The following is a 24,782-nucleotide window of genomic DNA, read 5'->3' on the forward strand; positions in this document are numbered from 1 at the left end:
GAACGGTTGTCGTGAATAGGAGGGGGTTTCAAATGGAAGATCAATCGCAGGATGTTCCGGTAAGAAAGCCAGCGGTGCTGTTGGTCGATGACGAAGAGTCGATCCTCAATAGCCTGCGTCGGCTATTACGCAGCCAGCCATACGAGATCCTGCTGGCCGACAGTGGCGCCAAGGCCCTGGAAATTCTCAAGGAGCGGCCGGTCGACCTGGTGATGACCGATGCGCGCATGCCGAACATGGATGGCGCCACATTGCTGGCCGAGATCCGCAAGCTGTACCCATCGACCTTGCGCATCCTGCTCACCGGTTATGCCGATGTGGACATGATGACCAAGGCCATCAACGAGGGGCAGCTCTATCGCTACCTCAGCAAGCCCTGGAACGATGAGGAACTGGTGCAGGCCTTGCGCCAGGCCCTGTCCCACCAGCATTCCGAAAGCGAGCGCCAGCGCCTCGAAGCGCTGAACCGCGAGCAGAACCAGCAACTCAAGACCCTTAACGCCACCCTGGAAAAACGCGTGGCGTCGCGCACCTCCGAGCTGCAGCAGACCGCCGACATGCTCGATTTGGCCTATGACGAGCTCAAGCGCAGTTATGTGACCAGCACCGAAGTGTTTTCGCTGATTGCCAACCTGCGCCTGCCCAAGGCCAAGCAGACCAACCGGCAGATCATCGAGTTGATCAGGGTCTATAGCCGGCTGCATTTCCTCGATGAGTCCACCGACCGCGACCTGACCATGGCCGCGGCGCTCTACAACATCGGCAAGCTGAGCTGGACCGACAACATGATGGTCACGCCCGCCGACTTGCTGCACCACAACGAACTGGATCTCTATCGGGCCTATCCGAAGCAGAGTGAGTCGCTGCTGATGACCCTGGACCCGATGAAGGACGCGGCGCGGATCATTCGCCATCACCAGGAGCGTTGGGACGGCAGCGGCTTCCCCGAGCACCTCAGGGGCGAGGCCATTCCGTTCGGTGCGCGGCTGTTGAAACTGGCGGTGGACTTCATCGAGCTGCAGCGCGGGTTGATCCTGGAGCGGCAGATGAACAGCGACGAAGCGCTGGTCTACATTCGCAAGTACGCTGGCAAGCTGTATGACCCGGATATGATCGAGGATTTCATCAAGGCGTGTGCCGAATACCTGGAAGACGTGACCCTGTCGGACCCGACGGTACAAGTCTCCACCACGCGCGAGTTGACCGCGGGGATGATCCTGGCGCGCAACCTCAATGCCGACAACGGTATGTTGCTGCTCAACGCCGGCAAAATCCTGAGCGGACCGTTGATCGAAAAACTCATTGCCTTCGAATCGATGGAGGGTGCGCGGTACAGCGTGTTCGTCAAGATCCCCGAGGAGGCTGACCCTGCGGCGCCGAAGCCGATTTTGGGGTGACTGGGGGTTGGGGTGGATTGGATTGGATTGGATTGGATTGGGTACATATCCGTTGCTGCGGTAACGGCGGCTTAGGGTTCCGCCCTGACGGCGGGTCACTTTTGGAAGAGCGCCAAAAGTAACCAAAAGCGCTTTGCCCCACCACTCGGCACCTCGCCTAGGCTCGGTGTGCCCTCACTCCGGCATTGCTCCGTGGGCCGCCGCGAAGGGCCATCCATGGCCCACGCGGCTACCTCGGCATCCATGCCGAGGTGCCCACTGCGCAATACCTGCGTTCGGCCATCGTGGTTAACGGGGCGCCGAGATCAACGTCCACCACGAGGCGGCCTTAGAGCCGACCTGGCTCTTCTGGTCGTACACCCATCAGACCTGTGGGAGCAAAGCTTGCTCGCGAGGCGGCCTAGTAGCCGACCTGGCTCTCTTGGTCGTACACCTGTCAGATCTGTGGGAGCAAAGCTTGCTCGCGAGGCGGCCTAGTAGCCGACCTGGCTCTCTTGGTCGTACACCCATCAGACCTGTGGGAGCAAAGCTTGCTCGCGAGGCGGCCTAGTAGCCGACCTGGCTCTCCTGGTCGTACACCTGTCAGATCTGTGGGAGCAAAGCTTGCTCGCGAGGCGGCCTAGTAGCCGACCTGGCTCTCTTGGTCGTACACCTGTCAGATCTGTGGGAGCAAAGCTTGCTCGCGAGGCGGCCTAGTAGCCGACCTGGCTCTCCTGGTCGTACACCTGTCAGATCTGTGGGAGCAAAGCTTGCTCGCGAGGCGGCCTAGTAGCCGACCTGGCTCTCTTGGTCGTACACCTGTCAGATCTGTGGGAGCAAAGCTTGCTCGCGAGGCGGCCTGACAGCCGACCTGATTCTTCCGGTCGTACCCCCCGATCCCATTGTGGGAGCTTGCTCGCGAAGGCGGCCTGACAGCCGACCAGGATTGTGGGAATGGTCGGACAATCCTCCGGGTTGCAGCAGATTTTTCCGACGAGCTCTGGCGGTTGCCGGGTGGGAAGGGCTGTCGCTAGTCTTTTCCCGTCGCTGCAAATTCAGCGGCCGGGCTTGGAAATCCGATAAGTAGACGGCGCGAAAGCGCCCTTCATGACGTATGCTTGCGGTCGTTTTTTGACCATGCTTTCGTTATGGCAGCTGTGCGCGGGAGACCTTCGGGTCTGTCGGGCTCGTTTACCCCGGTTTTCCAACCTGCGTACGGCTGCCACCCCTCGCTTGGAAACGAACGTGGCAGCTCCAACCTGTAGACGGAGTGTCACCCTATGTTCAAAGCCACACCCAATCCCCCCGAAACCGATCCCCAAGAACTCGATGAAGCCGCCAAGCGCGCCATCGACCATTATCTCGACCCCAAGCCTCAAGCCAAAAAGAAAAAGCCTTCAGGTCAACTGCTCACCGTCGTGGACGGTGTCGACACCGAAAGCCTGCTGGCCAACCTCAGCGAAACTTTGGCCTCAGCCGATGCCATGGTCAGCGACCTTGCCTTCGACCTTAAAGGCTCGCGATGCCATGTTGCCCTTGGCATTCAGCAACTGATCGAGCTGGGCGCTTTATTGGCGAATCGGATGCTGGATAACGTCAATACACAACCCTGACCACACCGCGCGCAGAAGCGAGAAGGCTCGCCTCCACAATTGGACCGGGGTACGACCGGGAGAGCCAGGTCGGCTGTCAGGCCGCCTCGCGAGCAAGCTTTGCTCCCACAGATCTGATGAGGTGTACGACCGCAAGAGCCAGGCCGGCTACTAGGCCGCCTCGCGGCGGACGTTGATCTCGGCGCCCCGTTAACCGCGCTGGGCCATGGATGGCCCTTCGCGGTGGGCCCACGGAGCAATGCCTTCGTTCAGGCACACCGAGCCTAGGCGAGGCACCGAGTGGTGGGGCAGGAGCGCTTTGGTTACTTTTGACTGGGTCGGCTTCCGGGCTTTTCAAAAGTGACCCGCCGTCAGGGCGGAACCCTAAGTCGCCGTGACCGCAGCAACGGATATACACACCAACCCCAATCGGTCGAAACTGACCACAGGAACTGCACTGATTTTTAGTCCAGCACCAGGCTTTGCTCCCACCCCTACGCGTTGTAATCTCCCCGTCACTTTCCCGGCCAAGGCTTCGATCACCCATGACCACTTCCCTCATCCGCATCGCCGCCGCCCTGTTGCTCGGGCCGGATGGTCGAACCTTGCTGGTGCGCAAGCGCGGCACCCGGGCCTTCATGCAGCCGGGCGGCAAGATCGAGGCCCATGAACAGCCCGTGCAGGCGCTGGCCCGTGAGCTGGAGGAGGAGCTCGGGCTGCAGATCGACCCGGCACAGGCCCGTTACCTGGGCGTATTCAGCGCTCCGGCGGCCAACGAGCCGGGGTTTGTCGTGCAGGCCGAGGTGTTTTTGCTGAGCATCGACGCCCCGGTTTCGCCGGCTGCCGAAATTGAAGAGGTGTGCTGGATCGACCCGGCCGGCGACAGCAATCTTTTGCTGGCACCGTTGACAGGCGAGGTGATCCTGCCGTTTTATCGAGCGACACTTCTCGCTACCTGCTGATTCACGCCTCAAGGACTGACGCTCATGATTCCATTGCCGGACCTGTTGATTTTCGCCGCCGCCGCGTTGCTGATGGTACTGACGCCCGGCCCGAACATGATCTACCTGATCTCCCGTTCGATCTGCCAGGGCCGCAAGGCCGGCGTCACCTCCCTGCTGGGGGTGGTGGCGGGGTTCTTCGTGCACATGTTCGCCGCGGCCGCCGGGTTGACGGCGGTGTTCCTGGCGGTGCCTGTGGCCTATGAAGTATTGAAGTGGGCCGGTGCGCTGTACCTGTTGTGGCTGGCCTGGCAGGCCGTCAAGCCGGGCGCGCGTTCGCCCTTCGAGGCCCAGCAATTGCCGGCGGACTCGACGCGCAAGCTGATCACCATGGGCTTTCTCACCAGCGCCCTGAACCCCAAGATCGCGGTGTTCTACCTGTCGGTGTTCCCGCAGTTCATCAGTCCGGAACACGGTTCGCTGTTCACCCAGAGCATTATCCTGGGCCTGACCCAGATCAGCGTCAGTTTCAGCGTCAACCTGTTGATCGCCCTGTTCGCTGCCGGCATTGCCTCGTGGTTCGTCCATAACCCGACCTGGCTGGCGGCGCAGCGCTACTTCATGGGGTTTGTCCTCGGTGCGCTGGCGTTGCGACTGATGTTTGAGCAACGGCGTTCGGCATGAGCATCCGACGGTTGAGGGCCGGCGATGCCCAGGCGTATCGCCAGCTGATGCTCCAGGCGTACGCACTGCATCCGCAGGCCTTCACCTCCAGCGTCACCGAGCGGGCCGAGCTGCCTATCAACTGGTGGGAGTCACGCCTGGGCAGCCGGCTCGATGTGCTGTTGGGGGCGTTTGTCGAGCAGGAATTGGTCGGCATCGTCGGCCTGGCCCTGGAGCCTCGGGAAAAAGCCCGGCACAAGGCGCTGCTGTTCGGCATGTACGTCGCCGATGAACAGCGTCATCGCGGGCTTGGCTACCAACTGGTCCAAGCCGTCCTCGCCGAAGCCCGGCGCCATCCCTTCCTGCGCCTGGTGCAACTGACCGTCACCGCCGGCAACGACCCGGCGCTCAAGCTCTACCAGCGTTGTGGCTTCGTCCTGTATGGCCTTGAGCCGATGGCGATCTGCGTGGGCGACGAATACCACGACAAAATCCATATGTGGCTCGAGCTCTAACCTCTCCGCAGATCCCCTGTGTGTGGGCTTCTGTGGGAGCAAGGCTTGCCCGCGATGCGTTTTCGCAATCGCCATCGCGGGCAAGCCTTGCTCCCACAGAAGCTATCACCGAACGGCACTGACCCCATCCAATGTCGAAAACGACGTGTCCTTGGCCGTCAGCAAAAAGTCGCGCATGTACGGCGCGTCGAGCATGTCGGTGCGCACCGCCGCATACAACGTGGCAAACAAGCCTTTCTCCCCCAGCCGCTTGGCCTTCACGTAGCCCCGCGAGCTGTATTCATGCAGGGCCCAGTGCGGCATGCCGCAGACGCCGCGACCGCTGGCCACCAGTTGCATCATCATCACCGTCAGTTCAGAGGTGCGTACCTGGGCCGGTTCGATGTCGGCCGGTTCCAGGAAGCGGGTGAAGATGTCCAGCCGGTCGCGCTCCACCGGGTAGGTGATCAGGGTTTCGCTGATCAGGTCCTCGGGCACGATGTAGGGCTTGCCCGCCAGTCGATGCTGGTTGGCCACGGCGAGCATCGCTTCGTAGGTGAATAGCGGCACGTAGGTGATGCCGGCCAGTTCCAGCGGGTCGGAGGTCACCACCAGGTCGAGGTCGCCCCGGGCCAGGGCTGGCAACGGCGCGAAGGCGAAGCCCGAGGCCAGGTCCAGTTCGACTTCCGGCCAGGCATCGCGGAACTGATCGATGGTCGGCATCAACCACTGGAAGCAGCTATGGCACTCGATGGCCATGTGCAGCCGTCCGGCGGTGCCGCCCGCCAGGCGGGCGATATCCCGTTCGGCGCCGCGCAGCAAGGGCAGGGCGGCATCGGCCAGTTGCAACAGGCGCAGGCCGGCGCTGGTGAACCGTACCGGCTTGGTCTTGCGCACGAACAACTGCATGCCCAGGCGCTCTTCCAGTTCCTTGAACTGGTGGGAGAGAGCGGACTGGGTCAGGTGCAGGCGTTCGGCGGCTTCGACCAGGCTGTCGGCTTCGCGCAGGGCGTGCAGGGTCTTGAGGTGACGGAGTTCAAGCACCGGAGTTGCTCCATGAGTAAAACTTGTGATCAACACGAAAAGGTTGAGTTTGTCTCATGCAGGGTCAGCTGTCGACAATGGCGCCATCTTTTACAGGAGGACGCACACCATGGCCCTGGCCCACACCCTCGGTTTTCCCCGCATCGGCGCCGACCGCGAACTGAAAAAAGCCCTCGAAGCCTACTGGAAAGGTGACCTGGCCCCGGCCGCGTTGCAGGCGGTGGGTCGCGAACTGCGGGCCCGGCACTGGCAATTGCAGAAAGACGCCGGCATCGACCTGCTGCCCGTCGGCGACTTTGCCTGGTACGACCAGGTGCTCAGCCACTCCTTGACCCTGGGCGCGGTTCCACAGCGTTTCCACAGCACCTTGAATGCCCAGGGCCGGCCGACCCTCGACACCCTGTTCGCCATGGCCCGTGGCGCCACGGCCAGTTGCTGCGGTGCCGACCACGGCCAGGCACAATACGCCCAGGAGCTGACCAAGTGGTTCGACACCAACTACCACTACCTGGTCCCGGAGTTTTCCGCCGACCAGACCTTCGCCCTGAGCTGGGAACAGTTGTTCGATGAAGTGGACGAGGCTCATGCCTTGGGCCATCAGGTCAAACCGGTGATCATCGGCCCGTTGACCTACTTGTGGCTGGGCAAGGCCAAGGGCGAGGCGTTCGACAAGCTCGACCTGCTGGAGCGCCTGCTGCCGGTCTACGGGGAAATCCTCAACCGCCTCAAGGCCCAGGGCGTGGAATGGGTGCAGATCGACGAACCGATCCTTACCCTCGATCTGCCTCAAGCCTGGAAGAGCGCTTTCGAGCGGGCTTATCACATCCTCCAGTACTCGCCGCTGAAAAAACTCGTGGCCACCTATTTCAGTGGCCTGCAAGACAACCTCGGCCTGGCGGTGAGCCTGCCGGTGGACGGCTTGCACATCGACGCGGTACGTGACCCGGAACAACTGGGCCAGGTGCTGGACCGCCTGCCGACCTACAAGATTCTTTCGGTGGGCCTGGTCAACGGGCGCAACGTCTGGCGCTGCGAACTGGAACAGGCGCTGGCGCAGTTGCAACCGGCCCAGGAGCGCTTTGGCGACAACCTCTGGGTCAGCACCTCGTGCTCGCTGCTGCACAGCCCGGTGGACCTGGAGCGTGAAGACCGCCTCGATCCGGAACTCAAGAGCTGGCTCGCCTTTGCGGTGCAGAAATGCGGTGAAGTCGCGGTGCTGCGTGATGCCCTGAACGATCCCCAGGCCCCCGCTGTGCAGCAGGCCTTGGCCGACAGCCGCCAGGTGCAGGCCAGTCGCGCCAGCTCGGCACGCATTCACAAACCCGCGGTCCAGGCGCGCCTGGCGGCAGTCGGGCCGCAGGACAGTCAGCGACGTTCGCCGTTTGCCAAGCGCATCGAACGCCAGCGCGCCCGTCTGAAACTGCCGGCCTTTCCCACCACCACCATCGGTTCCTTCCCGCAGACCCCGGCCATTCGCCTGGCACGCCAGGCCTACAAGCAAGGCAAGTTGTCGGCCAATGACTATCAGGACGCCATGCACACCGAGATCCGCCATGCCGTGCAGATCCAGGAGCGCCTGGGCCTGGACGTGCTGGTGCACGGTGAAGCCGAGCGCAACGACATGGTGGAATACTTTGCCGAGCAACTGGACGGCTACGTCTTCACCCGTTTCGGTTGGGTGCAGAGCTACGGTTCGCGCTGCGTGAAACCGGCGATCATCTATGGCGACATCAATCGGCCGAGCGCCATGACCGTCGACTGGATCCGCTACGCGCAAAGCCTGACCGACAAGGTCATGAAAGGCATGCTCACCGGCCCCGTGACCATGCTGATGTGGTCGTTCCCCCGCGAAGACGTGTCGCGCCAGGTCCAGGCGCAACAACTGGCCCTGGCCCTGCGGGACGAAGTGCTGGACCTGGAAAAGGCCGGGATCAAGATTGTGCAGATCGACGAGGCGGCGTTCCGCGAAGGGATGCCGCTGCGTCGCGGGCAATGGCAGGAGTACCTGGATTGGGCGGTTGACGCGTTCCGTTTGTGCGCGTCGGGGGTGGCTGATGAAACCCAGATCCATACCCACATGTGCTACAGCGAATTCAATGATGTGATCAAGGCCATCGCCGACATGGATGCCGATGTCATCACCATCGAGACTTCGCGTTCGGACATGGAGTTGCTGGAGGCTTTCGAGGCGTTCGACTACCCGAACGACATCGGCCCGGGCGTCTACGACATCCACTCGCCACGGGTGCCGGACACGGCCGAGATGGTTGCGCTGATGAGCAAGGCGGTAAAACGGATCGCCGCCGAGCGGCTGTGGATCAACCCCGACTGCGGGTTGAAAACCCGGGGCTGGCCGGAAACGGAAGCGGCACTGGTGAACATGGTGGCGGCGGCGCGGCAGTTGCGTAGCCAGCTGGCCTGAAGCTGACGCATGGGCGGGTACCTGTGGGAGCAAAGCTTGCTCGCGATGAAGCCAGCGCGATTTCTCTGGAATCGAGGTACCTGTATCGCGAGCAAGCTTTGCTCCCACAGATACATCCTTACCCACAGATATATCCTTCGCGCAGGTAACCATTGGCAATCTTCATCAAACTGTCACGCAACTGTGGCAGCGCGCTTGAACAAACTTCATCAGACTCGCGCTCTACTGGGGTTCTGCGTTTCGGTGTTTCTTCATGCGTGTATTCATTTTCCTGGCCGCGTTGTTTTTCGGCCTGCCGTCGATGGCGGCTTCTCGGTGTGACATCAATGTTGCGACCCAACGGGTCGATCTGGATCAGGTGAGCCTGGCCTACCAGAGCGTTGGCCGTGCTTCGGATCCAGCGCTGTTGCTGGTGATGGGCCTGGGTGGGCAGTTGATCCATTGGCCGGACGAAGTGGTAGTCGCCCTGTGCGAGCAGGGTTTCCGGGTGATTCGCTACGACAACCGCGACGTCGGCCTGTCCACCTGGCGCCAGGCTCCCGGCAGCGCCAACCTGACCTTCGAAGCCCTGCGCTACAAACTCGGCTTGCCCGTGGCCGCGCCTTATACCTTGACCGACATGGCCGATGATGGGCTGGGGCTGATGGACGCCTTGCAGGTGCAAAGCTTCCATGTGTTGGGCGTGAGCATGGGCGGGATGATCGCCCAGCACATGGCCGCCATGGCGCCGCAGCGGGTCGAAAGCCTGACCCTGATCATGACCAGTTCCGGTGCCGAAGGCTTGCCCGCACCCAGCGCCGCGCTGGTGCAGTTGCTGTCGCGGCGCAGTGCGCCGAATCGCGAAGCGGCCCTGCAGCAGCAGGCCGATCTGCTGGCCGCGTTGGGCAGCCCGATGGTGGTGGATGATCGCCAGGCATTGCTGCATCAGGCCGCCGTGGCCTATGACCGGGCCTTCAACCCCGAAGGCGTGAAGCGCCAGATCATGGCGATCATGGCCGAGCCGAGTCGGGTGGCGCTGCTCAATCAACTGCGGGTGCCGACCCTGGTGGTCCACGGCACCGCCGATCCTTTGCTGCCGGTGATGCACGGCGTGCATCTGGCGGCGCACATCCAAGGCAGCCAGTTGAAGTTGATCCCGGGCCTGGCCCATCGTTTCCAGGAGGCATTCAAGGCGCCGTTGCTGGGGGCCGTGTTGCCGTATCTGCAGCAGCACCGTGAAGACACGTCGCACTGGGCGCAGATCGAGCCGGTGCAGGCGCCTAATCTGCTCTGATCTTGATCGTTCCCACGCTCTGCGTGGGAATGCATCCCGTGACGCTCCGCGTCACCTTCCAGAAGCGGAACGCGGAGCGTCCCTGGCGGCATTCCCACGCAGGAGCGTGGGAATGATCAAGACCGCGTCGCCTTCATCGCGGGCAAGCCTTGCTCCCACAGGACCGCGCCTGGGCCTGCTCCACCAACCACCCCATCAATTCCTGCAACGGCCCCGACACTTGGGGTTTGTGCGGGTGCACCAGGTGATAACCCAGGCCGGTCTTGACCTTCAGCTCGAACGGCATCACCAGCCGGCCGGCGCTCAGGTCGTCGCCGATCAGCGACCAGTCGCCAATCGCCACGCCAGTGCCTTGGGAAGCCATGGACATCGCCAGGTCCAGGGTTTCGAAATGCTGGCCCTTGCTGACATTGCTCAAGTGCACATCGGCCGCCGCCAGCCAGGCGTTCCAGTCGCGCTCGTCACGGGTGGGGTGCAACAGCAGGTGTTGTTGCAGGTCGGCGGGTTCACGCAGCGGCACCGGGCCTTCCAGGATCGGGCGAGAGCAGACGGGCGTCAGTTGTTCATCGAACAGATGCACGCACGCCAGCGAGGCGTCAGGTGGTGGGCCATAGACCACCGCGGCGTCGAAGGCTTCGCGCTGGAAGTCCACGCCGTGCCTGACCGTGGTGGTCAGTTCCACCGGCACGTCCGGCCGTTCCTTCTGCCATTGCAACAGGCGCGGCAGCAGCCAGCGCATCACGCAGGTCGGAGCCTTGAGTTGCAGGGTCTGGCGTTTTTCGCCGACCTGCTCGACCGCTTCGCCGATCAGGCTGAACACCTGCTGCACTCGGGGTAGCCAGGCCTGGCCTTCGGCGGTCAGGCTCAGGCCGCGTGCCTGGCGCTGGAACAGCGCATAACCCAGATGATCTTCCAGCCCGGCGATCTGCCGGCTCACCGCGCCCTGGGTGATGTGCAGTTGTTCGGCGGCCCGGGTGAAGTTGCAGCATTGGGCCGTGATCAGAAACGTGTGCAGCGCCGGCAGCGGGGGAAGTCGTTTCATTTCGGATCCAAGCCATGACGTGAGGACATGGCTAGTATGACTTTTTATCCATTGTTGCCGCTATGGTCGGACCGTTCCAATAACGCCATTCCCAAGACAAAAAAGGGTCCCGCCGCAGGCTGTGCGAGGCCCTTTACACGACAAGAAAAAGGCAATGGCAATGGCGACGTGCGGCGAAGTATTGGTCAAGTTACTCCAAGCGTATGGCGTGGAGCAGGTGTTCGGCATTCCTGGCGTGCACACCGTCGAGTTGTACCGCGGGCTGGCCCGTTCCAGCATCCGCCATGTGACCCCGCGTCATGAACAGGGCGCAGGCTTCATGGCCGATGGTTACGCCCGGGTCAGCGGCAAGCCCGGCGTGTGTTTCATCATCACCGGCCCCGGCATGACCAACATCACCACCGCCATGGGCCAGGCTTACGCCGATTCGATCCCGATGCTGGTGATCTCCAGCGTGCAGTCGCGCAGCCAGTTGGGCGGCGGGCGCGGCAAGTTGCATGAACTGCCGAACCAGGCTGCATTGGTGGGTGGGGTGGCGGCGTTTTCCCACACGCTGATGTCCGCCGCTGAATTGCCCGGCGTGCTGGCTCGGGCGTTCGCCGTGTTCCAGGCTGGACGCCCGCGGCCGGTGCACATCGAAATTCCGTTGGACGTGCTGGTCGAAGACGCCGATGCCCTGCTCGCCAGCGTGCCGGTGAACATCAACCGCGCCGGTGCTGCGCCGAGTGCCGTGGCGCAAATGGCGGCAACGCTGGCATCGGCCAAGCGGCCATTGATCCTGGCCGGCGGCGGAGCCCTCGACGCGGCGGCCGAATTGACCGAACTGGCCGAACGCCTCGGCGCGCCAGTGGCGTTGACCATCAATGCCAAGGGCCTGTTGCCGGCCCGCCATCCGTTGCTGATCGGCTCCACCCAGAGCCTGGTCGCCACCCGCGCGTTGGTGGCCGAGGCGGATGTGGTGCTGGCCATCGGCACCGAGCTGGCCGAGACCGACTACGACATTACCTTCGCCGGCGGCTTCGAGATCCCCGGTGCGCTGCTGCGCATCGACATCGACCCGGACCAGACCGTGCGCAACTACCCGCCGCACCTGGCGCTGGTGGCCGACGCCCGCGTCGCCGCCCGGGCCGTGCTCGACGCCTTGAGCCAGCCCCCCTTGGCCGAGCGCCGTGACGATTGGGGCGCTACGCGTGCCGCCCGGTTGCGCGCGGATCTTCAAGGCAGTTGGGACGCGGCGACCCGTGCCCAGACCTTGTTTCTCGACACCGTCTTGCAAGCGCTGCCGGAGGCGGTGTTCGTCGGCGATTCGACCCAACCGGTGTACACCGGCAACCTGACCTTCAACCCGGAGCAGCCACGCCGCTGGTTCAATTCATCCACCGGCTACGGCACCCTCGGCTACGCCTTGCCAGCGGCCATTGGTGCCTGGCTAGGTGGCAAGGACCGGGGCCACGGTCGCCCGCCGGTGGTGTGTTTGATTGGCGACGGCGGGTTGCAGTTCACCCTGCCGGAACTGGCCAGCGCCGTGGAGGCGCGCACGCCGGTGATCGTGCTGCTGTGGAATAACCAGGGCTACGAAGAGATCAAGAAATACATGGTCAACCGCGCCATCGAACCGGTGGGCGTGGACATCTACACCCCGGATTTCATCGGCGTCGCCAAGGCCTTGGGCTGCGCTGCCGAAGCCATCGACGGCGTGGCGCAACTGCACGCCGCGTTGCTCACCGCTTGCGACCGGCAGGGCCCGACGCTGATCGAGATCGACCAGGCAACCTGGATGGCGCAGGTGTCGAAATGAATTTTCCTACGACGCAAGACGGGCTGTACATCGACGGTGAGTGGTTGGCCGGCGATCAACCGCTGCGGGTGATCAACCCGGCGACCGAAGCGCTGCTGACCACCGTTTATGGCGGCGATGAGGGCGCTGTCGATCAGGCGTTGAACGCGGCGACCCAGGCTTTCACGCACTGGTCGAACACCACCGGCGCCGAGCGTGGCGCGATTCTGCGCCGGATTGCCGCTGGCGTGCGGGACGCTCGTGAACGGTTGATGCACCTGCAATCGAGCAACAACGGCAAACCGCTGTTCGAAGCGGCCATCGATGTCGACGATGTGGTCGCCACCTTCGAGTATTACGCCGAGTTGGCCGAAGGCCTGGACGCCCGGCAAGACAGCCCGCTGGCATTGCCCAGTGCTGATTTCAGCGCACGCCTGCGCCGCGAACCCTGCGGCGTGGTCGGCCTGATCGTGCCGTGGAATTTCCCGATGGTCACCACGGCCTGGAAACTCGCCCCGGCGTTGGCTGCCGGCTGCTGCGTGGTGCTCAAGCCGTCGGAGGTCACGCCGTTGCCGGAGCTGGAACTAGCGTCGATCATCGCCGAATGCGGGTTGCCCGACGGCGTGTTCAACCTGGTCTGCGGCACGGGCCTGGCAGTTGGGGCGCCATTGGCGGCGGACCCGCGCGTGGCAAAGATTTCCTTCACCGGCAGCAATGCGGTGGGTGTGCAGGTGATGCAACGGGCGGCGGAAACGGTGAAGGGCGTGAGCCTGGAACTGGGCGGCAAATCGTCCCTGCTGGTGCTGGCCGATGCCGACCTGGACCTGGCGGTGGAGCTGGCCTGCGGTGGTGGTTTCTTCAATGCCGGGCAGATGTGTTCGGCCACCAGTCGTGTGTTGGTCGCCGATGAACTGGCCGATGAATTCCTGCAACGGCTCAAGACCCGCGCCGAGGCGATCCGCGTGGCCGACCCGTTCGACCCGGATGTGGAGATGGGCGCGCTGGTGAACCAGGCGCAATACCAGCGGGTGCTGGGGCACATCGACCGTGGCTTGAGCGCCGCAGCGACGCTGGTGTGCGGTGGGCAGCGACCCGCGCATCTGCCGCGCGGCTTTTTTTTACAGCCGACAATCTTCACCGACGTGCCCCTGGACAGTGCGTTGTGGTGCGAAGAGATCTTCGGGCCTGTGTTGTGCGTGCGCCGTTTCAGCACCCCGGCGCAGGCGATCGCCCTGGCCAACGACAGCCGTTTCGGCCTAGTGGCCAGCGTGGTCAGCCGTGATACGGCGGCTGCCGAAGAGGTGGCCAACGCTTTGCAGGCAGGGCTGGTGTGGATCAACGCGCCGCAGGTGATTTTCCCCCAGGCGGCGTGGGGCGGTTACAAACAGAGCAGTCTCGGCCGCGAATTGGGGCCCTGGGGATTGGCCGCGTTTCAGGAAATCAAGCATGTGATCCGGGCGGTCTGACGGCACGTTATCAGGTCACGCATGCCTCGAAAAAAGGCATGCGCCAGGAACATGGCTCCAATGAGTTTTTTTCGATAGTCAGGGATTTTGCACAACCTCAGGATGGCCGCAGACGGCGGTGAAGCCCTTGTTGTACGGGGCTTTGCTCGACGTCGAACGGTGCGGGCGCAACGGTTTTTACCCACCTCATACTTAAAAGAATAAAGGGAGTCCTCCATGGGCGAGCATGATCTGAACAGACGTCAATTCATCAAGACTGCAAGTGTGGTTTCGGTAGCGGCGGCCGCCATGAGCGTGCCCTTCATCAGCGCCCGGGCCAGCGATACGCGGTTCGTCGGCAAGACCCTGCGCCTGCTCACCTGGTCCGATGACACCGGGCTGGCGGCGTTGCGCAACATCGCCGCCACCTTCGAGGCCAAGACCGGGGCCAAGGTCATTGCCGACCGCACCGGCAGTACCTCGGAAATGGTCGCCAAGCTCAAGGCCGGTGGTGACCGGCCGCAGTACGACATCATCACCCTGGCCGGCGTCGGCGCCGAGGGCCTGGCCGCCGCCGGGCTGTTGGGAAAAACCCGACCTCAACCGCATTCCCAACCTGGCCGACGTGCCGGCGCAATACCGCACCGGCGCTGGCGGCCATGGCATCGGTTACCTGCTGTGGTGCAACAGCCTGGTCTACAGCACCCGGACCTTGAGTCAGGCGCCGGACAGTTACGCCGCGCTTTGGGATGCGGAGCTGGCGCCGAACATCTTCCTGCCGCCGCCGAACTGGACCGAGGCCATGGACCTGATCATCATCGCCGCCAAGCTGGCCGGTGGTGACGAACACAACATCGAGCCCGGCTTCAAGAAACTCGCCGAGCTCAAGGACCGGGTGGTGACCCTGGGGGAAAACCCGAACCAGATCGCCGAGTTGTTTCGCACCGGCTCCCTGGACATGGGCGGCTTGTATGCGCCAGCGTTTTTCCCCAAGCAGATCCGCGACCCGGCCTACAGCCTGGGGGCGACGTTCGGCATGAAGGAAGGTTTCTATACCGACCTGATGCTCTCGGTCATGCCGAAAAACCGCCCGGGCGACACCGACCTGGCCTACGCCTTCATCGACCACTCCCTCGACCCGCTGGTGCAGGGCAAGATGGCCGAAGACATCTTCAACGGCCCGGTCAACGCCAAGGCCATCATCTCCAGCGAAGCGCGCAAGAGCCCCTACATCCTGACCCCGGAGCAAATCGCCGACAAAGCGATCATGCACGACAACGCCTTCCTGGCGACGGTGCATGACCAATGGATCCGCCGGTACACGGAAATCTTCTCTTCCTGAAACGAACGCCCGACACCGGCTGCCCAGCAATGCGGCCTCTGTGACCGCCCGAGAACCAGTGTGGGAGCGGGTTTGCTCGCGATAGCGGTGAGTCAGTTGCTGGAGATGCTGACTGTGCCGTCGCCATCGCGAGCAAGCTCGCTCCCACAGGGGCATTGGGGTGTGCATTGGTCTTGCGGCCCAGCCGAGAACCAGTGTGGGAGCGAGCTTGCTCGCGATAGCGGTGGTTCAGTTGATGGAGATGCTGACTGTGCTGTCGCCTTCGCGAGCAGGCTCGCTCCCACGGGGATTGGGTTGTTTTGAGATTGTGTTTGTTCTGTCGTTTTCCACTGACGAGATCTTGCCATGGAACACCTACCATTAACCCGTCACCAGAGTGTCGCGCCCATGCGTCCACCCCGGGAGATTTCCCCCACCCGCCGAGCCTGGCTGTTCCTGTCGCCGTCGATGTTGTTTCTCGGCGTGCTGATCGCTGCCAGCCTGTTGGTGCTGCGCATGAGCGTCGGCACCAAGGGCGCGGAGTGGAGTGGGTTCAGCCTCGCCAGCTACGGGCAGTTGCTGGAGCCTTATTACCTCAAGTCCCTGCTGCTGACCTTGCGCCTTGCGTTGATCAGTGCGGTGATCGCCGTGCTGCTGGCGATCCCTGTGGCCTACACCATGTCGCGCCTGGCCTCGCCGTTGTTGCGGCGGGTGTTCCTGGCGGCGGTGCTGTTACCGCTGTTGGTCAACCTGCTGCTGCAAAGCTATGGCTGGCTGGTGATCCTCGGCCCTGCCGGCATGCTCAATCAGGCGCTCATGGGCCTGGGCCTGATCAAGCGGCCGATCATGCTGCTGTACAACCAGAATGGTGTGTTGATGGGCCTGGTCCAGACGGCCTTCCCGCTGGCCGTGCTGCCCATCGCCAGCGCCATGCGTGGCGTTGCCCGCAGTTATGAAGAGGCCGCCGCCACCCTCGGCGCGAGCCGCTTCCAGGTGTTTCGCCAAGTGGTGCTGCCCATGAGCCTGCCAGGGATCATTACCGGCGCGACGCTGGTGTTTGCCTACAACGCCAGCAGCTTTGTCGTGCCGCTGCTGTTGGGTGGGCGGCGGGTGCCGATGTTGGCTGTGATGGTCCACGACCAGATTGCCCCGTTGATGAACTGGCCCGCCGCGTCCGCTGCAGGGGTGGTGCTGATTGTCACCACGCTGATGATCATGACCCTGTCCGAATATTTCACCGGCCGTCGTCGACGGATGCTGGAGGCTTCTCAATGACCGCGTTGAGCAAAAAACGCCAGTCGCTGTTGCCCGGTGAAACCGGGCGCGCAGTGGGGCTGCTGTCGGGTTTCATCCTGTTGCTGGCGGTGCTGCCGATCCTGACCATGATCGTCATGTCCTTCAGCGGCGCGGCGAACCTGGACTTTCCGCCGAGCAGCTACAGCCTGCAATGGTATCGGGCGGCGTGGCACACCTTCGTATCGCCGGATGCCAGCGACGTGCTGAGCCTGGGCCAGGCCATGGGCACCAGTTTGTTGGTGGCCTGCCTGACGATGATATTCGCCACGCTGATCGCGGTGCCGGCGGCCTACGCGCTGACCCGTTGCGAGTTCCGTGGCAAGGCCGTGGCGTTGCAACTGATGTCGCTGCCGCTGGTGTTTCCCATGGTGGTGCTGGGGTTGGCGCTGCTGCTGGTGTTCGACAGCCTGCCATTCCAGATGACCACCTCGCGACTGGTCATTGCCCACGTGATCCTCGCCTTGCCGTTCGTGGTGAAGAACTGCACCGCCGCCATGCTCGGTATCGGCAGTGAAGTCGAAGAAGCCGCGCGAATGCTCGGGGCGACACCACGGCGGGCCATCGTCGATGTGGTGGTGCCGTTGATGAAGTCGGGGATTCTCGCCGGGATGCTGCTGGCGTTCATTGTCTCGTTCAACGAATTCACCGTGACCTATTTCCTCTACACCATCGATGTCATGACCGTGCCGATCTGGATGTACAGCCGCACCGTGTCATCGCTGGACCCCACCGTTTTCTCGTTTGCCGTGCTCATCGTGCTGATCGATTTCGTGTTGATCTGGGCGTTGGAGAAGCTGGTGGGCGAGGGCGGCGTTTCCTTTTGATTTCGAGGTGAAGACATGACTGGACTGATACTGGAAAACGTCGAGAAGCATTACGGCTCGGCCTGCGCGGTCACGGACGTGAACCTGCATTTGCCCGAGGGCAAACTGGTGTGTTTCCTCGGGCCTTCGGGCTGTGGCAAGACCACCTTGCTGCGCATGATCGCCGGCCTGGAAAGCCTCAGCGGCGGCGAAATCCGCCTGGATGGCCAAGACATCGGCCACACCCCGGCGCACCTGCGCAACTTCGGCATGGTGTTTCAATCGCTGGCCCTGTTTCCCCACATGACCGTCGGCGAGAACATCGCCTATCCGCTGAAGCTGCGGGGCGTGGGCAAGGCCGAGCAACAGGCGCGGGTGGTGGAGTTGCTGGAACTGATCCAGCTCCAGGCGATGATCGACCGGCCCGTGGCGAAACTGTCCGGCGGCCAGCGCCAGCGCGTGGCGATTGCCCGGGCCATTGCCGCCCGGCCGAAAATCCTCCTGCTGGACGAACCGCTGTCGGCTCTGGACGCGAAGTTGCGCGAGTCGATGCAAGTGGAAATCCGCCAACTGCAAAAGCGGTTGAACATCACCACCATTTTGGTGACCCACGATCAACGCGAAGCCATGACCATGGCTGACATCGTCGTGGTGCTGGGGGAGCATCGGGTGCAACAGGTCGGTACGCCGATCGAGATCTACCGGCACCCGGCCAATGAGTTCGTCGCCGACTTCATCGGCTCAGGCAACATTTTTCCGGCGACCACCCTGGGCAACGGACGGGTCGGGCTGCCGGGCGGGGACACGCTGGACGTGCCGGCCAGCCATAGCGTCATCGCTGGCGAGAAGATCAAGTTGCTGGTGCGCCCCGAAGACCTGCAACTGTCCTCGCCCCAGGCCTCGGCGGGTAACCGGTTGCTGGGCAAGGTGACGTTCGTGCGGGACATTGGCGCGACCGTCGAGACCACGGTGGAGTGTTCCGGGATCTCGTTCACGGCGCTGAACACGCCTTGCCAGGGCATGGACCTGGGCATTGGGCATGCGGTGTCGGTGACCATACCGGCGCAGGCGTGTCGGTTGCTCGGTGCCTGAGTTCAAGAAATGAGGTGCTTTTACTGGCCTCATCGCGAGCAAGCTCGCTCCCACAGTTGATTGTTGTGAACAGCGAACCCCTGTGGGAGCGAGCTTGCTCGCGATGGGGCCGGCCCAGTCAACACAAACCCCAGGTCAAACAGTCATCCGCAACCGCGCCAGATCCCGCAACGGCGGCGCACCGAACAACCGGCTGTACTCGCGGCTGAACTGCGAAGGGCTTTCATAACCCACCCGATACCCCGCCGCCGAGGCTTCCAGCCCTTCGGCCAGCATCAGCCGCCGGGCTTCCTGCAGGCGCAGTTGCTTCTGGTATTGCAGCGGGCTCATGGCGGTCATGGCCTTGAAGCGGTGATGCAGGGTCGAGACACTGAGGTTCACTTCCCGGGCCAGGTCATCGATGCGCAGCGGCTGTTCGAAATGGCCGTTGAGCCACTTGATCGCCTGGCTGATGCGATGGCTCTGACTGTTGGCGATAGCGATTTCGTACAGCCGATAACCCTGGGGACTGCGCAGCAGGCGATAGAGGATTTCCCGGCGCACCAGCGGCGCGAGCATGGCGATGTCTTTCGGTGTATCGAGCAACCGCGCCAGGCGCAGCACGGCGTCGAGCGTCGGCGTGTCCAGGCGTTCGACATACAGCCCCCGTCCGGCGGGGCGGGTCGGAACACCCAGGGGGCCGGCGTCGGCGATCAGTGCGGTGATTTCCGCCGGGTCGATGTCCAGGCGCAGGGCGAGGATCGGCTCTTGCGGCGAAACGTCCGCGATGCAACCGCTCAACGGCATCGACACCGAGACCACCAGGTAATGGAGCGGGTCATAGTTGAAGAGCTCATCCGCCAGGCGCACCTGTTTGCTGCCCTGGGCCATGATGCACAGCGCCGGTTGGGCCAGCACCGGAGCGAACTTTTGAGGCTTGCTGTGGCGCGACAGGTTCAGCGAGCCGATGGCCGTGGCATAGCTGCCGTCTTCGCTGGTATTGCGGTCGATGATCGACGCCAATTCGGCGCGCTGTTGTTCCAAGTGCGTGTCCAGCGGGACGTGGGCGTGGTCGAGTGGCGACATGCCGGGATCCTCAGGCGATAGGGAGCGATGAACAAAAGCTTATGTTTGTGCAAGGCGCAGCGGTAGCAACATCCTGTTGAAAGCTTGCCTGATCCTGCACGGCGCAAGGGGCCATGACGCTGCAATGCTGTGGAAACTTGCTTGAAACCTTTTGTTTCAACTTCCCTGGTTTCGACCGGATCGATGGCAAATTTTGTGATGCCGATGCGCAGGATTGTGCAATGGGTCGGCAGGAATCGACTAACGAAACTGGCGTCGTGGCGCTTAACCTTTGATCCTGTCGCAGCCTGTCCCCGGCTGCACAACGGATTACCTGGGAGGGTTGAACATGACTACACAGATCCCCGTCAGCCACATGACTTTCGTCCGGGCCCGTGCCGGTTGCTCCAGGCAACTGGGGGCGCGCCTGAGTACGCTGATCGCGCCCTCGCGCCTGGCTCCCGGTTGCTTGCACTTTGCCTTGCAGCAATCGCAATGCGACGCTGATTTGTGGCTGGTGTCGGGGCTGTGGGTCAATCAGCCGTCGATGGATGCCTACTTCAATTCACCGGCCATGGCGATTTTCGCCGAGCTGGTGCAGGACCTGGTGGTGAGCAGCCTGGATTTTCATACCTTCAGGGAAGTCTCCGCCGCCCAGGCGACCGAAGGGTGCCGGGCGCAGGTACACAAACTGGCCGGTTGAAGGTTTAATGAGCGTCATTTTCCACCGCCAGGATGCACAAGACATGGCACGTAAAGCCTTTGAAACCTTTGAAGCTGTTTCCGCCGTCGTTCCCAAGGAAGGCGGCGGCTACCATGCCGCCATTGCCACCAAGGCCATCGGCGGCTCAGGCGCGCCGCGCTTCAACAAGATCCTTGAAGAGCAGACCTTCGAAACCGCCGTCAAAGCCGATGAAGCGGCAGCCCTGCAACTGACCCACCTCAAAGGCGTCGACGACGAGGGCGGCTTGGTCTGGAACCCACGAGATTAACGCTGTGGGAGCAAGGCTTGCCCGCGATGAAGGCACGCGGTCTGTCTTGGGAACCGAGGGGCCTGCATCGCGGGCAAGCCTTGCTCGCACAGTGCAATCTTCTATCGAGGGCGATGCATCTTGAACAACGCCTCAGGCCCCAACTGGAAATAATCCGCCGGCCCGCCACCGCGCAAGATCGGTTCGGCGGCGGCAGTGTCGTATACCCCATCCTTCAACAGCCACTTGGCGATATGCACGGCGACTACTTCGCCGAGGATCAGCCAGCTTGGCACCAGCCCTTTGTCCGCCCGCTGCAGTTGAATGATCTGCGTGACCTTGCATTCGAAGGACACCGGGCTTTCGGCGACGCGCGGAACCTGGATTACCCGTGACGACGCTGTCGTCAAACCCGCCAGTTCGAACTCATTGACCTCTGGCGCGACCGTCGCGCAGCTCTGGTTCATCTGCTCGGCCAGCGGGCGCGTGGCCAGGTTCCAGGCGAATTCGCCGGTCTGTTCGATGTTGTTCAGGCTGTCTTTGCGCCCGACGCTGGAGAATCCGATGATCGGCGGGATGTAGTTGAAGGCGTTGAAGAAACTGTAGGGCGCCAGGTTCAGGCGGCCTTCGGCATCCTGGGACGAAATCCAGCCGATGGGGCGCGGGCCAACAATGGCGTTGAACGGGTCATGGGGCAGGCCGTGGCCGTTGGCGGGTTCGTAGAAATGGATATCGTCGGGCATCGGGCCGGGTCCTGAATGGTTTGAAAACGAAGGGATAGTGCAAGGGTTGGTGAGTTATTTCCAGCCGAGCAAGCAAAACCTGAGCGCCCGATACCCTTGTGGGAGCGAGCCTGCTCGCGATAGCTGTTTACAACGCGCAACCGTTGCCGCGTCGGATGATGTCATCGCGAGCAGGCTCGCTCCCACATTAGTTCTTCAGTGATTTTCACTTTGTGCTCGACTAAGACTGCCCGTTTTCCTGTGACCCATAAATAACTAAGCCCGGCCGAAGCCGGGCTGTGAGGGTGTCGTTCTCGGATTAGCTGATGGCAGCAGTGTTAGTGCGGTCGAAGCCATCTTCAGCGACGGTAGCGCCGCCAGTGCGGTCGAAGCCATCTTCAGCAACGGTAGCGCCGCCAGTACGGTCGAAGCCATCTTCAGCGACGGTAGCGCCGCCAGTGCGGTCGAAGCCATCTTCAGCAACGGTAGCGCCGCCAGTACGGTCGAAGCCATCTTCAGCGACGGTAGCGCCGCCAGTGCGGTCGAAGCCGTCTTCGGCGACGGTAGCGCTGCCAGTGCGGTCGAAGCCATCAGCAGCAACGGTGGCAGCGCTAGTACGGTCATAACCGTCGGCGGCGATGGCCGAGCTGGTGCGGTCGAAACCGTCAGCGGCGAAGGTGTTGGCAGCGAGTACGGACAGGGTCAGGGCGAGGATCAGTTTGGTTTTCATGGTGGTTACTCCTAGGGGGCGTTGGCGATGTGCCTTGCATGGGTTGAATGCTACGCCAACTAAGTTGATTGAAAAGCGCAAAATAATGCTAAAAACAATCGATTAAATAGATATTAAGGGCGGCGTATGCAATTCGCTTCCATCGTCGGAGCGAACGTCGCGCAGGTCATCGATCAGGTGAGCCCAAGATGCAGCACCAGCATTAACGGGTGATTAATCGCTGTTTTGGCTGTGTGACAGATTTTTCATACATTCCCGACCTGTTTTTCACCCATGCATCTCCAGTCTGCCCCCCCATGGTCACCAAGAGCCTGCCGTCACACACTGGAGATTGCCCTGCGATGAATAAATTGCCCCAAATTACCCTGGCCTTCTGGGTCATGAAGATCTGCGCGACCACCCTGGGCGAAACCGCGGGGGATTTGCTGTCGATGACCCTTGATGTCGGTTACGCCATCAGCTCGCTGATTCTGATCAGCGTGTTCGTCCTGACACTGGTTACCCAACTGATGGCCAAGACCTACAAGCCGATGCTGTACTGGATCGTGATCCTGTCCACCAGCACTGCGGGCACCACAATGTCCGACTTCATGGATCGCACCCTTGAGTTGGGTTACGCCACCGGGTCGATGATCCTGATTGCGATTCTGTTGGCGATCTTCGCGGCTTGGCGCCTGAGTGGGGATTCGCTCAACGTCACCAAGGTGCAGACCTTTCGCGGCGAGATGTTCTATTGGATGGCGATTCTGTTTTCCAACACCTTGGGCACCGCGCTCGGTGATTACCTAGCCGACGATTCGGGCCTGGGCTTTGCCGGCGGCGCATTGCTGATCGGCTCGACCATTGCCGTGGTCGTGCTGCTCAAGTACTTCACCCGCATTTCGTCAGTGGTGTTGTTCTGGATCGCGTTCGTGCTGACGCGCCCCCTGGGAGCGACGCTGGGCGACTTGATGACCAAGCCTCATGACAAGGGTGGCCTGGACTTCGGCACCATCGGCTCGTCGGCGGTGCTGGCGGGGATATTGATCGTGATGATCGTTGGCGCAACCTATGCGCAGAACCGTTATGGCAAGCAGGGCGCTGCTGAGTTGACTTGAAACCGAGTCGTCTCCAATCGCGAGCAGGCTCGCTCCCACAGGGATTTACGCCAACCCTGTGGGAGCGAGCTTGCTCGCGACGGGGCCATCACCGTCACCGTTGCAGTGACTGTGGCCCCCTCTGTCAGTCAGTCACGATCCGCGAGTGCTTACGGGTGTCTTTCATGGTGATGTACACCAGCAGCGACACGGCGATGCAGGCCGTCACGTACCAGTAGTAGCCAGTTTCCATGCCGATGCTCTTGAACCACAGGGCGATGTATTCAGCGGTGCCGCCGAAGATCGACACGGTCAGTGCGTACGGCAGGCCGACGCCCAGGGCGCGGATTTCGGTGGGGAACAGCTCTGCTTTCACCACGGCGTTGATCGAGGTGTAGCCGCTGACGATGATCAGCGCGGCCATGATCAGGAAGAACGCGCCCCACCAGGTCTGGATGGTGTGCAAGGTGGTGAGGATCGGCACGGTGAACAGGGTGCCGAGGATGCCGAAGGCGATCAGGATCGGCCGGCGGCCAATCTTGTCCGACAGCCCGCCGATCACCGGTTGCAGGCACATGAACAGGAACAATGTGGCGGCAGAAATGGTGGTGGAGTCGGAGATGCTCATGCCGACGGTGTTCACCAGGTATTTCTGCATGTAGGTGGTGTAGGTGTAGAAGGCCAGGGTGCCGCCCATGGTCAGGCCGACCACGGTCATCAGTTCCTTGGGATGGCGCATCAAGGTGCGCATCGCGCTTTCCTTGGCTTTTTCCTTCTTGGTGAACGACTCGGTTTCTTCCATGCCGCGACGCAGGTACAGCGCCACGATCGCACACAGCGCGCCGATGGCGAACGGGATGCGCCAGCCCCACGCATACAGCTGTTCGGTGGTGAGGAACTGTTGCAGCACGATCAGCACGCCCAGGGCGATGAGCTGGCCGGAGATCAGGGTCACGTACTGGAAGCTGGAGAAGAAGCCGCGACGTTCCTTGGTCGCCATCTCGCTCAGGTAGGTCGCCGAGGTGCCGTACTCGCCACCTACCGACAGGCCTTGGAGCAGGCGGGCAAACACCAGCAGGATCGGCGCGCCGACACCGATGGTTTCGTAGCTCGGGCTCAAGGCGATGATCAGCGAGCCGAAGCACATCAGGTACACCGAAGCCATCAACGCCCGTTTGCGACCGGCACGGTCGGCGTACAGACCCATCAACCACCCGCCAATCGGGCGCATCAGGAAGCCCACGGCGAAGATCGCGGCGGTGTTGAGCAATTGGGCGGTGGTGTCGCCCTTGGGGAAGAAGACTTTGGCGAAGTACAACGAGAATGCGGCGTAGACGTACCAGTCATACCACTCGACCATGTTGCCGACCGAGCCGCTGAAGATCGATTTGATCCGGCTGGCGGTGGTTCTTTCACGGGCGGGCACGGCAGCCGACCCAAGGGGCAGGGCGTTGGAGTTGTCCATTGAAGGATCCCTTCGTTTAATTGTTTTTGTGGAGCGCGTGGGAACGCAGCCTGACAGGGCTATAGCAGGAGCTGTGCCAGGTGACAGAAGGCCGGTTTAGAGGGGGGCATGGCGCTAGGTGAGCGGAAAATCGCTCATTGTGGCTGGGGGTGTGGGCGGGAATCCGCTTATGCAGGGAGAGGGTTGTTGTCTG

21 protein-coding genes and 1 pseudogene are annotated in these 24,782 nt (G+C 62.4%); 16 read left to right on the forward strand and 6 right to left on the reverse strand.

Annotated features, from left to right (window positions below):
- Nucleotides 1-32 precede the first annotated feature (32 nt).
- The 5 genes from KGA89_RS10270 to KGA89_RS10290 all read left to right on the forward strand — a co-directional run bounded on the left by KGA89_RS10270 (nucleotide 33) and on the right by KGA89_RS10290 (nucleotide 5,087).
- Nucleotides 33-1,397: an HD domain-containing phosphohydrolase gene (locus KGA89_RS10270; RefSeq protein WP_223471464.1), complete on the forward strand. Its 1,365-nt coding sequence runs from the start codon at nucleotides 33-35 to the stop codon at nucleotides 1,395-1,397.
- A gap of 1,259 nt (nucleotides 1,398-2,656) precedes the next feature.
- A complete protein-coding gene (locus KGA89_RS10275) occupies nucleotides 2,657-2,989 on the forward strand; it encodes a DUF6124 family protein (protein WP_223471465.1) in 333 nt (110 codons plus the stop codon).
- Nucleotides 2,990-3,513: 524 nt separating this feature from the next.
- Entirely contained in the window at nucleotides 3,514-3,930 is a 417-nt protein-coding gene (locus tag KGA89_RS10280) for an NUDIX hydrolase (RefSeq protein WP_003205175.1), read from the forward strand.
- A gap of 24 nt (nucleotides 3,931-3,954) precedes the next feature.
- Nucleotides 3,955-4,593, forward strand: coding sequence for a LysE family translocator (locus KGA89_RS10285; protein ID WP_013694135.1), 639 nt, complete (start codon nucleotides 3,955-3,957; stop codon nucleotides 4,591-4,593).
- Nucleotides 4,590-5,087, forward strand: a complete 498-nt coding sequence (locus KGA89_RS10290; RefSeq protein ID WP_223471466.1) for a GNAT family N-acetyltransferase — start codon at nucleotides 4,590-4,592, stop codon at nucleotides 5,085-5,087. The genes KGA89_RS10285 and KGA89_RS10290 overlap by 4 nt, the downstream gene beginning before the upstream one ends.
- A 105-nt stretch (nucleotides 5,088-5,192) precedes the next feature.
- On the opposite strand, the gene metR is transcribed toward KGA89_RS10290, so the two are convergent.
- Nucleotides 5,193-6,110, reverse strand: coding sequence for a transcriptional regulator MetR (metR, locus tag KGA89_RS10295; protein WP_058546066.1), 918 nt, complete (start codon nucleotides 6,108-6,110; stop codon nucleotides 5,193-5,195).
- Between the two features lie 109 nt (nucleotides 6,111-6,219).
- Between metR and metE the strand changes: the two genes are divergently transcribed.
- Together metE and KGA89_RS10305 are read left to right on the forward strand one after the other, a co-directional pair.
- Nucleotides 6,220-8,532 (forward strand): 5-methyltetrahydropteroyltriglutamate--homocysteine S-methyltransferase, encoded by a 2,313-nt coding sequence (gene metE / locus KGA89_RS10300; RefSeq protein ID WP_223471467.1) that lies wholly within the window; start codon nucleotides 6,220-6,222, stop codon nucleotides 8,530-8,532.
- A 253-nt stretch (nucleotides 8,533-8,785) separates the two neighbouring features.
- A complete protein-coding gene (locus KGA89_RS10305) occupies nucleotides 8,786-9,805 on the forward strand; it encodes an alpha/beta fold hydrolase (protein WP_223471468.1) in 1,020 nt (339 codons plus the stop codon).
- A gap of 133 nt (nucleotides 9,806-9,938) precedes the next feature.
- Here KGA89_RS10305 and KGA89_RS10310 read toward each other — a convergent pair whose 3' ends face one another.
- Nucleotides 9,939-10,847: a LysR substrate-binding domain-containing protein gene (locus KGA89_RS10310; RefSeq protein ID WP_003205161.1), complete on the reverse strand. Its 909-nt coding sequence runs from the start codon at nucleotides 10,845-10,847 to the stop codon at nucleotides 9,939-9,941.
- Between the two features lie 160 nt (nucleotides 10,848-11,007).
- Between KGA89_RS10310 and KGA89_RS10315 the strand changes: the two genes are divergently transcribed.
- The 6 genes and pseudogenes from KGA89_RS10315 (at nucleotide 11,008) to KGA89_RS10340 (ending at nucleotide 18,581) form a co-directional block, all read left to right on the forward strand.
- Nucleotides 11,008-12,645 (forward strand): 5-guanidino-2-oxopentanoate decarboxylase, encoded by a 1,638-nt coding sequence (locus KGA89_RS10315; RefSeq protein ID WP_223471482.1) that lies wholly within the window; start codon nucleotides 11,008-11,010, stop codon nucleotides 12,643-12,645.
- Nucleotides 12,642-14,090, forward strand: a complete 1,449-nt coding sequence (locus KGA89_RS10320) for an aldehyde dehydrogenase family protein (RefSeq protein WP_003205156.1) — start codon at nucleotides 12,642-12,644, stop codon at nucleotides 14,088-14,090. Before KGA89_RS10315 ends, KGA89_RS10320 begins: the two co-directional genes overlap by 4 nt.
- A gap of 216 nt (nucleotides 14,091-14,306) precedes the next feature.
- Nucleotides 14,307-15,411 (forward strand): annotated as a pseudogene (locus KGA89_RS10325) (ABC transporter substrate-binding protein).
- Nucleotides 15,412-15,756: 345 nt separating this feature from the next.
- Entirely contained in the window at nucleotides 15,757-16,665 is a 909-nt protein-coding gene (locus KGA89_RS10330) for an ABC transporter permease (RefSeq protein WP_223471469.1), read from the forward strand.
- Nucleotides 16,662-17,510 (forward strand): ABC transporter permease, encoded by an 849-nt coding sequence (locus tag KGA89_RS10335; RefSeq protein WP_003205149.1) that lies wholly within the window; start codon nucleotides 16,662-16,664, stop codon nucleotides 17,508-17,510. Before KGA89_RS10330 ends, KGA89_RS10335 begins: the two co-directional genes overlap by 4 nt.
- 15 nt (nucleotides 17,511-17,525) lie before the next feature.
- Nucleotides 17,526-18,581 (forward strand): ABC transporter ATP-binding protein, encoded by a 1,056-nt coding sequence (locus tag KGA89_RS10340; RefSeq protein ID WP_223471470.1) that lies wholly within the window; start codon nucleotides 17,526-17,528, stop codon nucleotides 18,579-18,581.
- Between the two features lie 135 nt (nucleotides 18,582-18,716).
- Here KGA89_RS10340 and KGA89_RS10345 read toward each other — a convergent pair whose 3' ends face one another.
- Nucleotides 18,717-19,646 (reverse strand): AraC family transcriptional regulator, encoded by a 930-nt coding sequence (locus KGA89_RS10345; RefSeq protein WP_003205146.1) that lies wholly within the window; start codon nucleotides 19,644-19,646, stop codon nucleotides 18,717-18,719.
- 328 nt (nucleotides 19,647-19,974) lie between these two features.
- Between KGA89_RS10345 and KGA89_RS10350 the strand changes: the two genes are divergently transcribed.
- Nucleotides 19,975-20,328 (forward strand): putative quinol monooxygenase, encoded by a 354-nt coding sequence (locus KGA89_RS10350; protein WP_223471471.1) that lies wholly within the window; start codon nucleotides 19,975-19,977, stop codon nucleotides 20,326-20,328.
- A gap of 43 nt (nucleotides 20,329-20,371) precedes the next feature.
- The gene (locus KGA89_RS10355; protein ID WP_024617534.1) at nucleotides 20,372-20,617 is read left to right on the forward strand and encodes a hypothetical protein; all 246 of its coding nucleotides are present in this window, start codon (nucleotides 20,372-20,374) and stop codon (nucleotides 20,615-20,617) included.
- Nucleotides 20,618-20,718: 101 nt separating this feature from the next.
- Here the strand turns inward: KGA89_RS10355 and KGA89_RS10360 are convergent, their stop codons facing one another.
- Both KGA89_RS10360 and KGA89_RS10365 read right to left on the reverse strand, forming a co-directional pair.
- Entirely contained in the window at nucleotides 20,719-21,339 is a 621-nt protein-coding gene (locus tag KGA89_RS10360) for a flavin reductase family protein (protein ID WP_223471472.1), read from the reverse strand.
- A 298-nt stretch (nucleotides 21,340-21,637) separates the two neighbouring features.
- Complete coding sequence (locus KGA89_RS10365) at nucleotides 21,638-22,048, reverse strand: heme utilization protein (protein ID WP_223471473.1); 411 nt, start codon at nucleotides 22,046-22,048, stop codon at nucleotides 21,638-21,640.
- A 341-nt stretch (nucleotides 22,049-22,389) separates the two neighbouring features.
- Between KGA89_RS10365 and KGA89_RS10370 the strand changes: the two genes are divergently transcribed.
- Nucleotides 22,390-23,145 carry a hypothetical protein gene (locus KGA89_RS10370; RefSeq protein WP_223471474.1) on the forward strand — a complete coding sequence of 252 codons (756 nt, stop codon included), beginning with the start codon at nucleotides 22,390-22,392 and terminating at the stop codon, nucleotides 23,143-23,145.
- 124 nt (nucleotides 23,146-23,269) lie between these two features.
- Here KGA89_RS10370 and KGA89_RS10375 read toward each other — a convergent pair whose 3' ends face one another.
- Entirely contained in the window at nucleotides 23,270-24,589 is a 1,320-nt protein-coding gene (locus KGA89_RS10375; protein WP_057452573.1) for an MFS transporter, read from the reverse strand.
- Nucleotides 24,590-24,782 lie beyond the last annotated feature (193 nt).

The organism is Pseudomonas sp. A-RE-22 (genome assembly GCF_019956035.1).
GTDB lineage: Bacteria > Pseudomonadota > Gammaproteobacteria > Pseudomonadales > Pseudomonadaceae > Aquipseudomonas > Aquipseudomonas brassicacearum.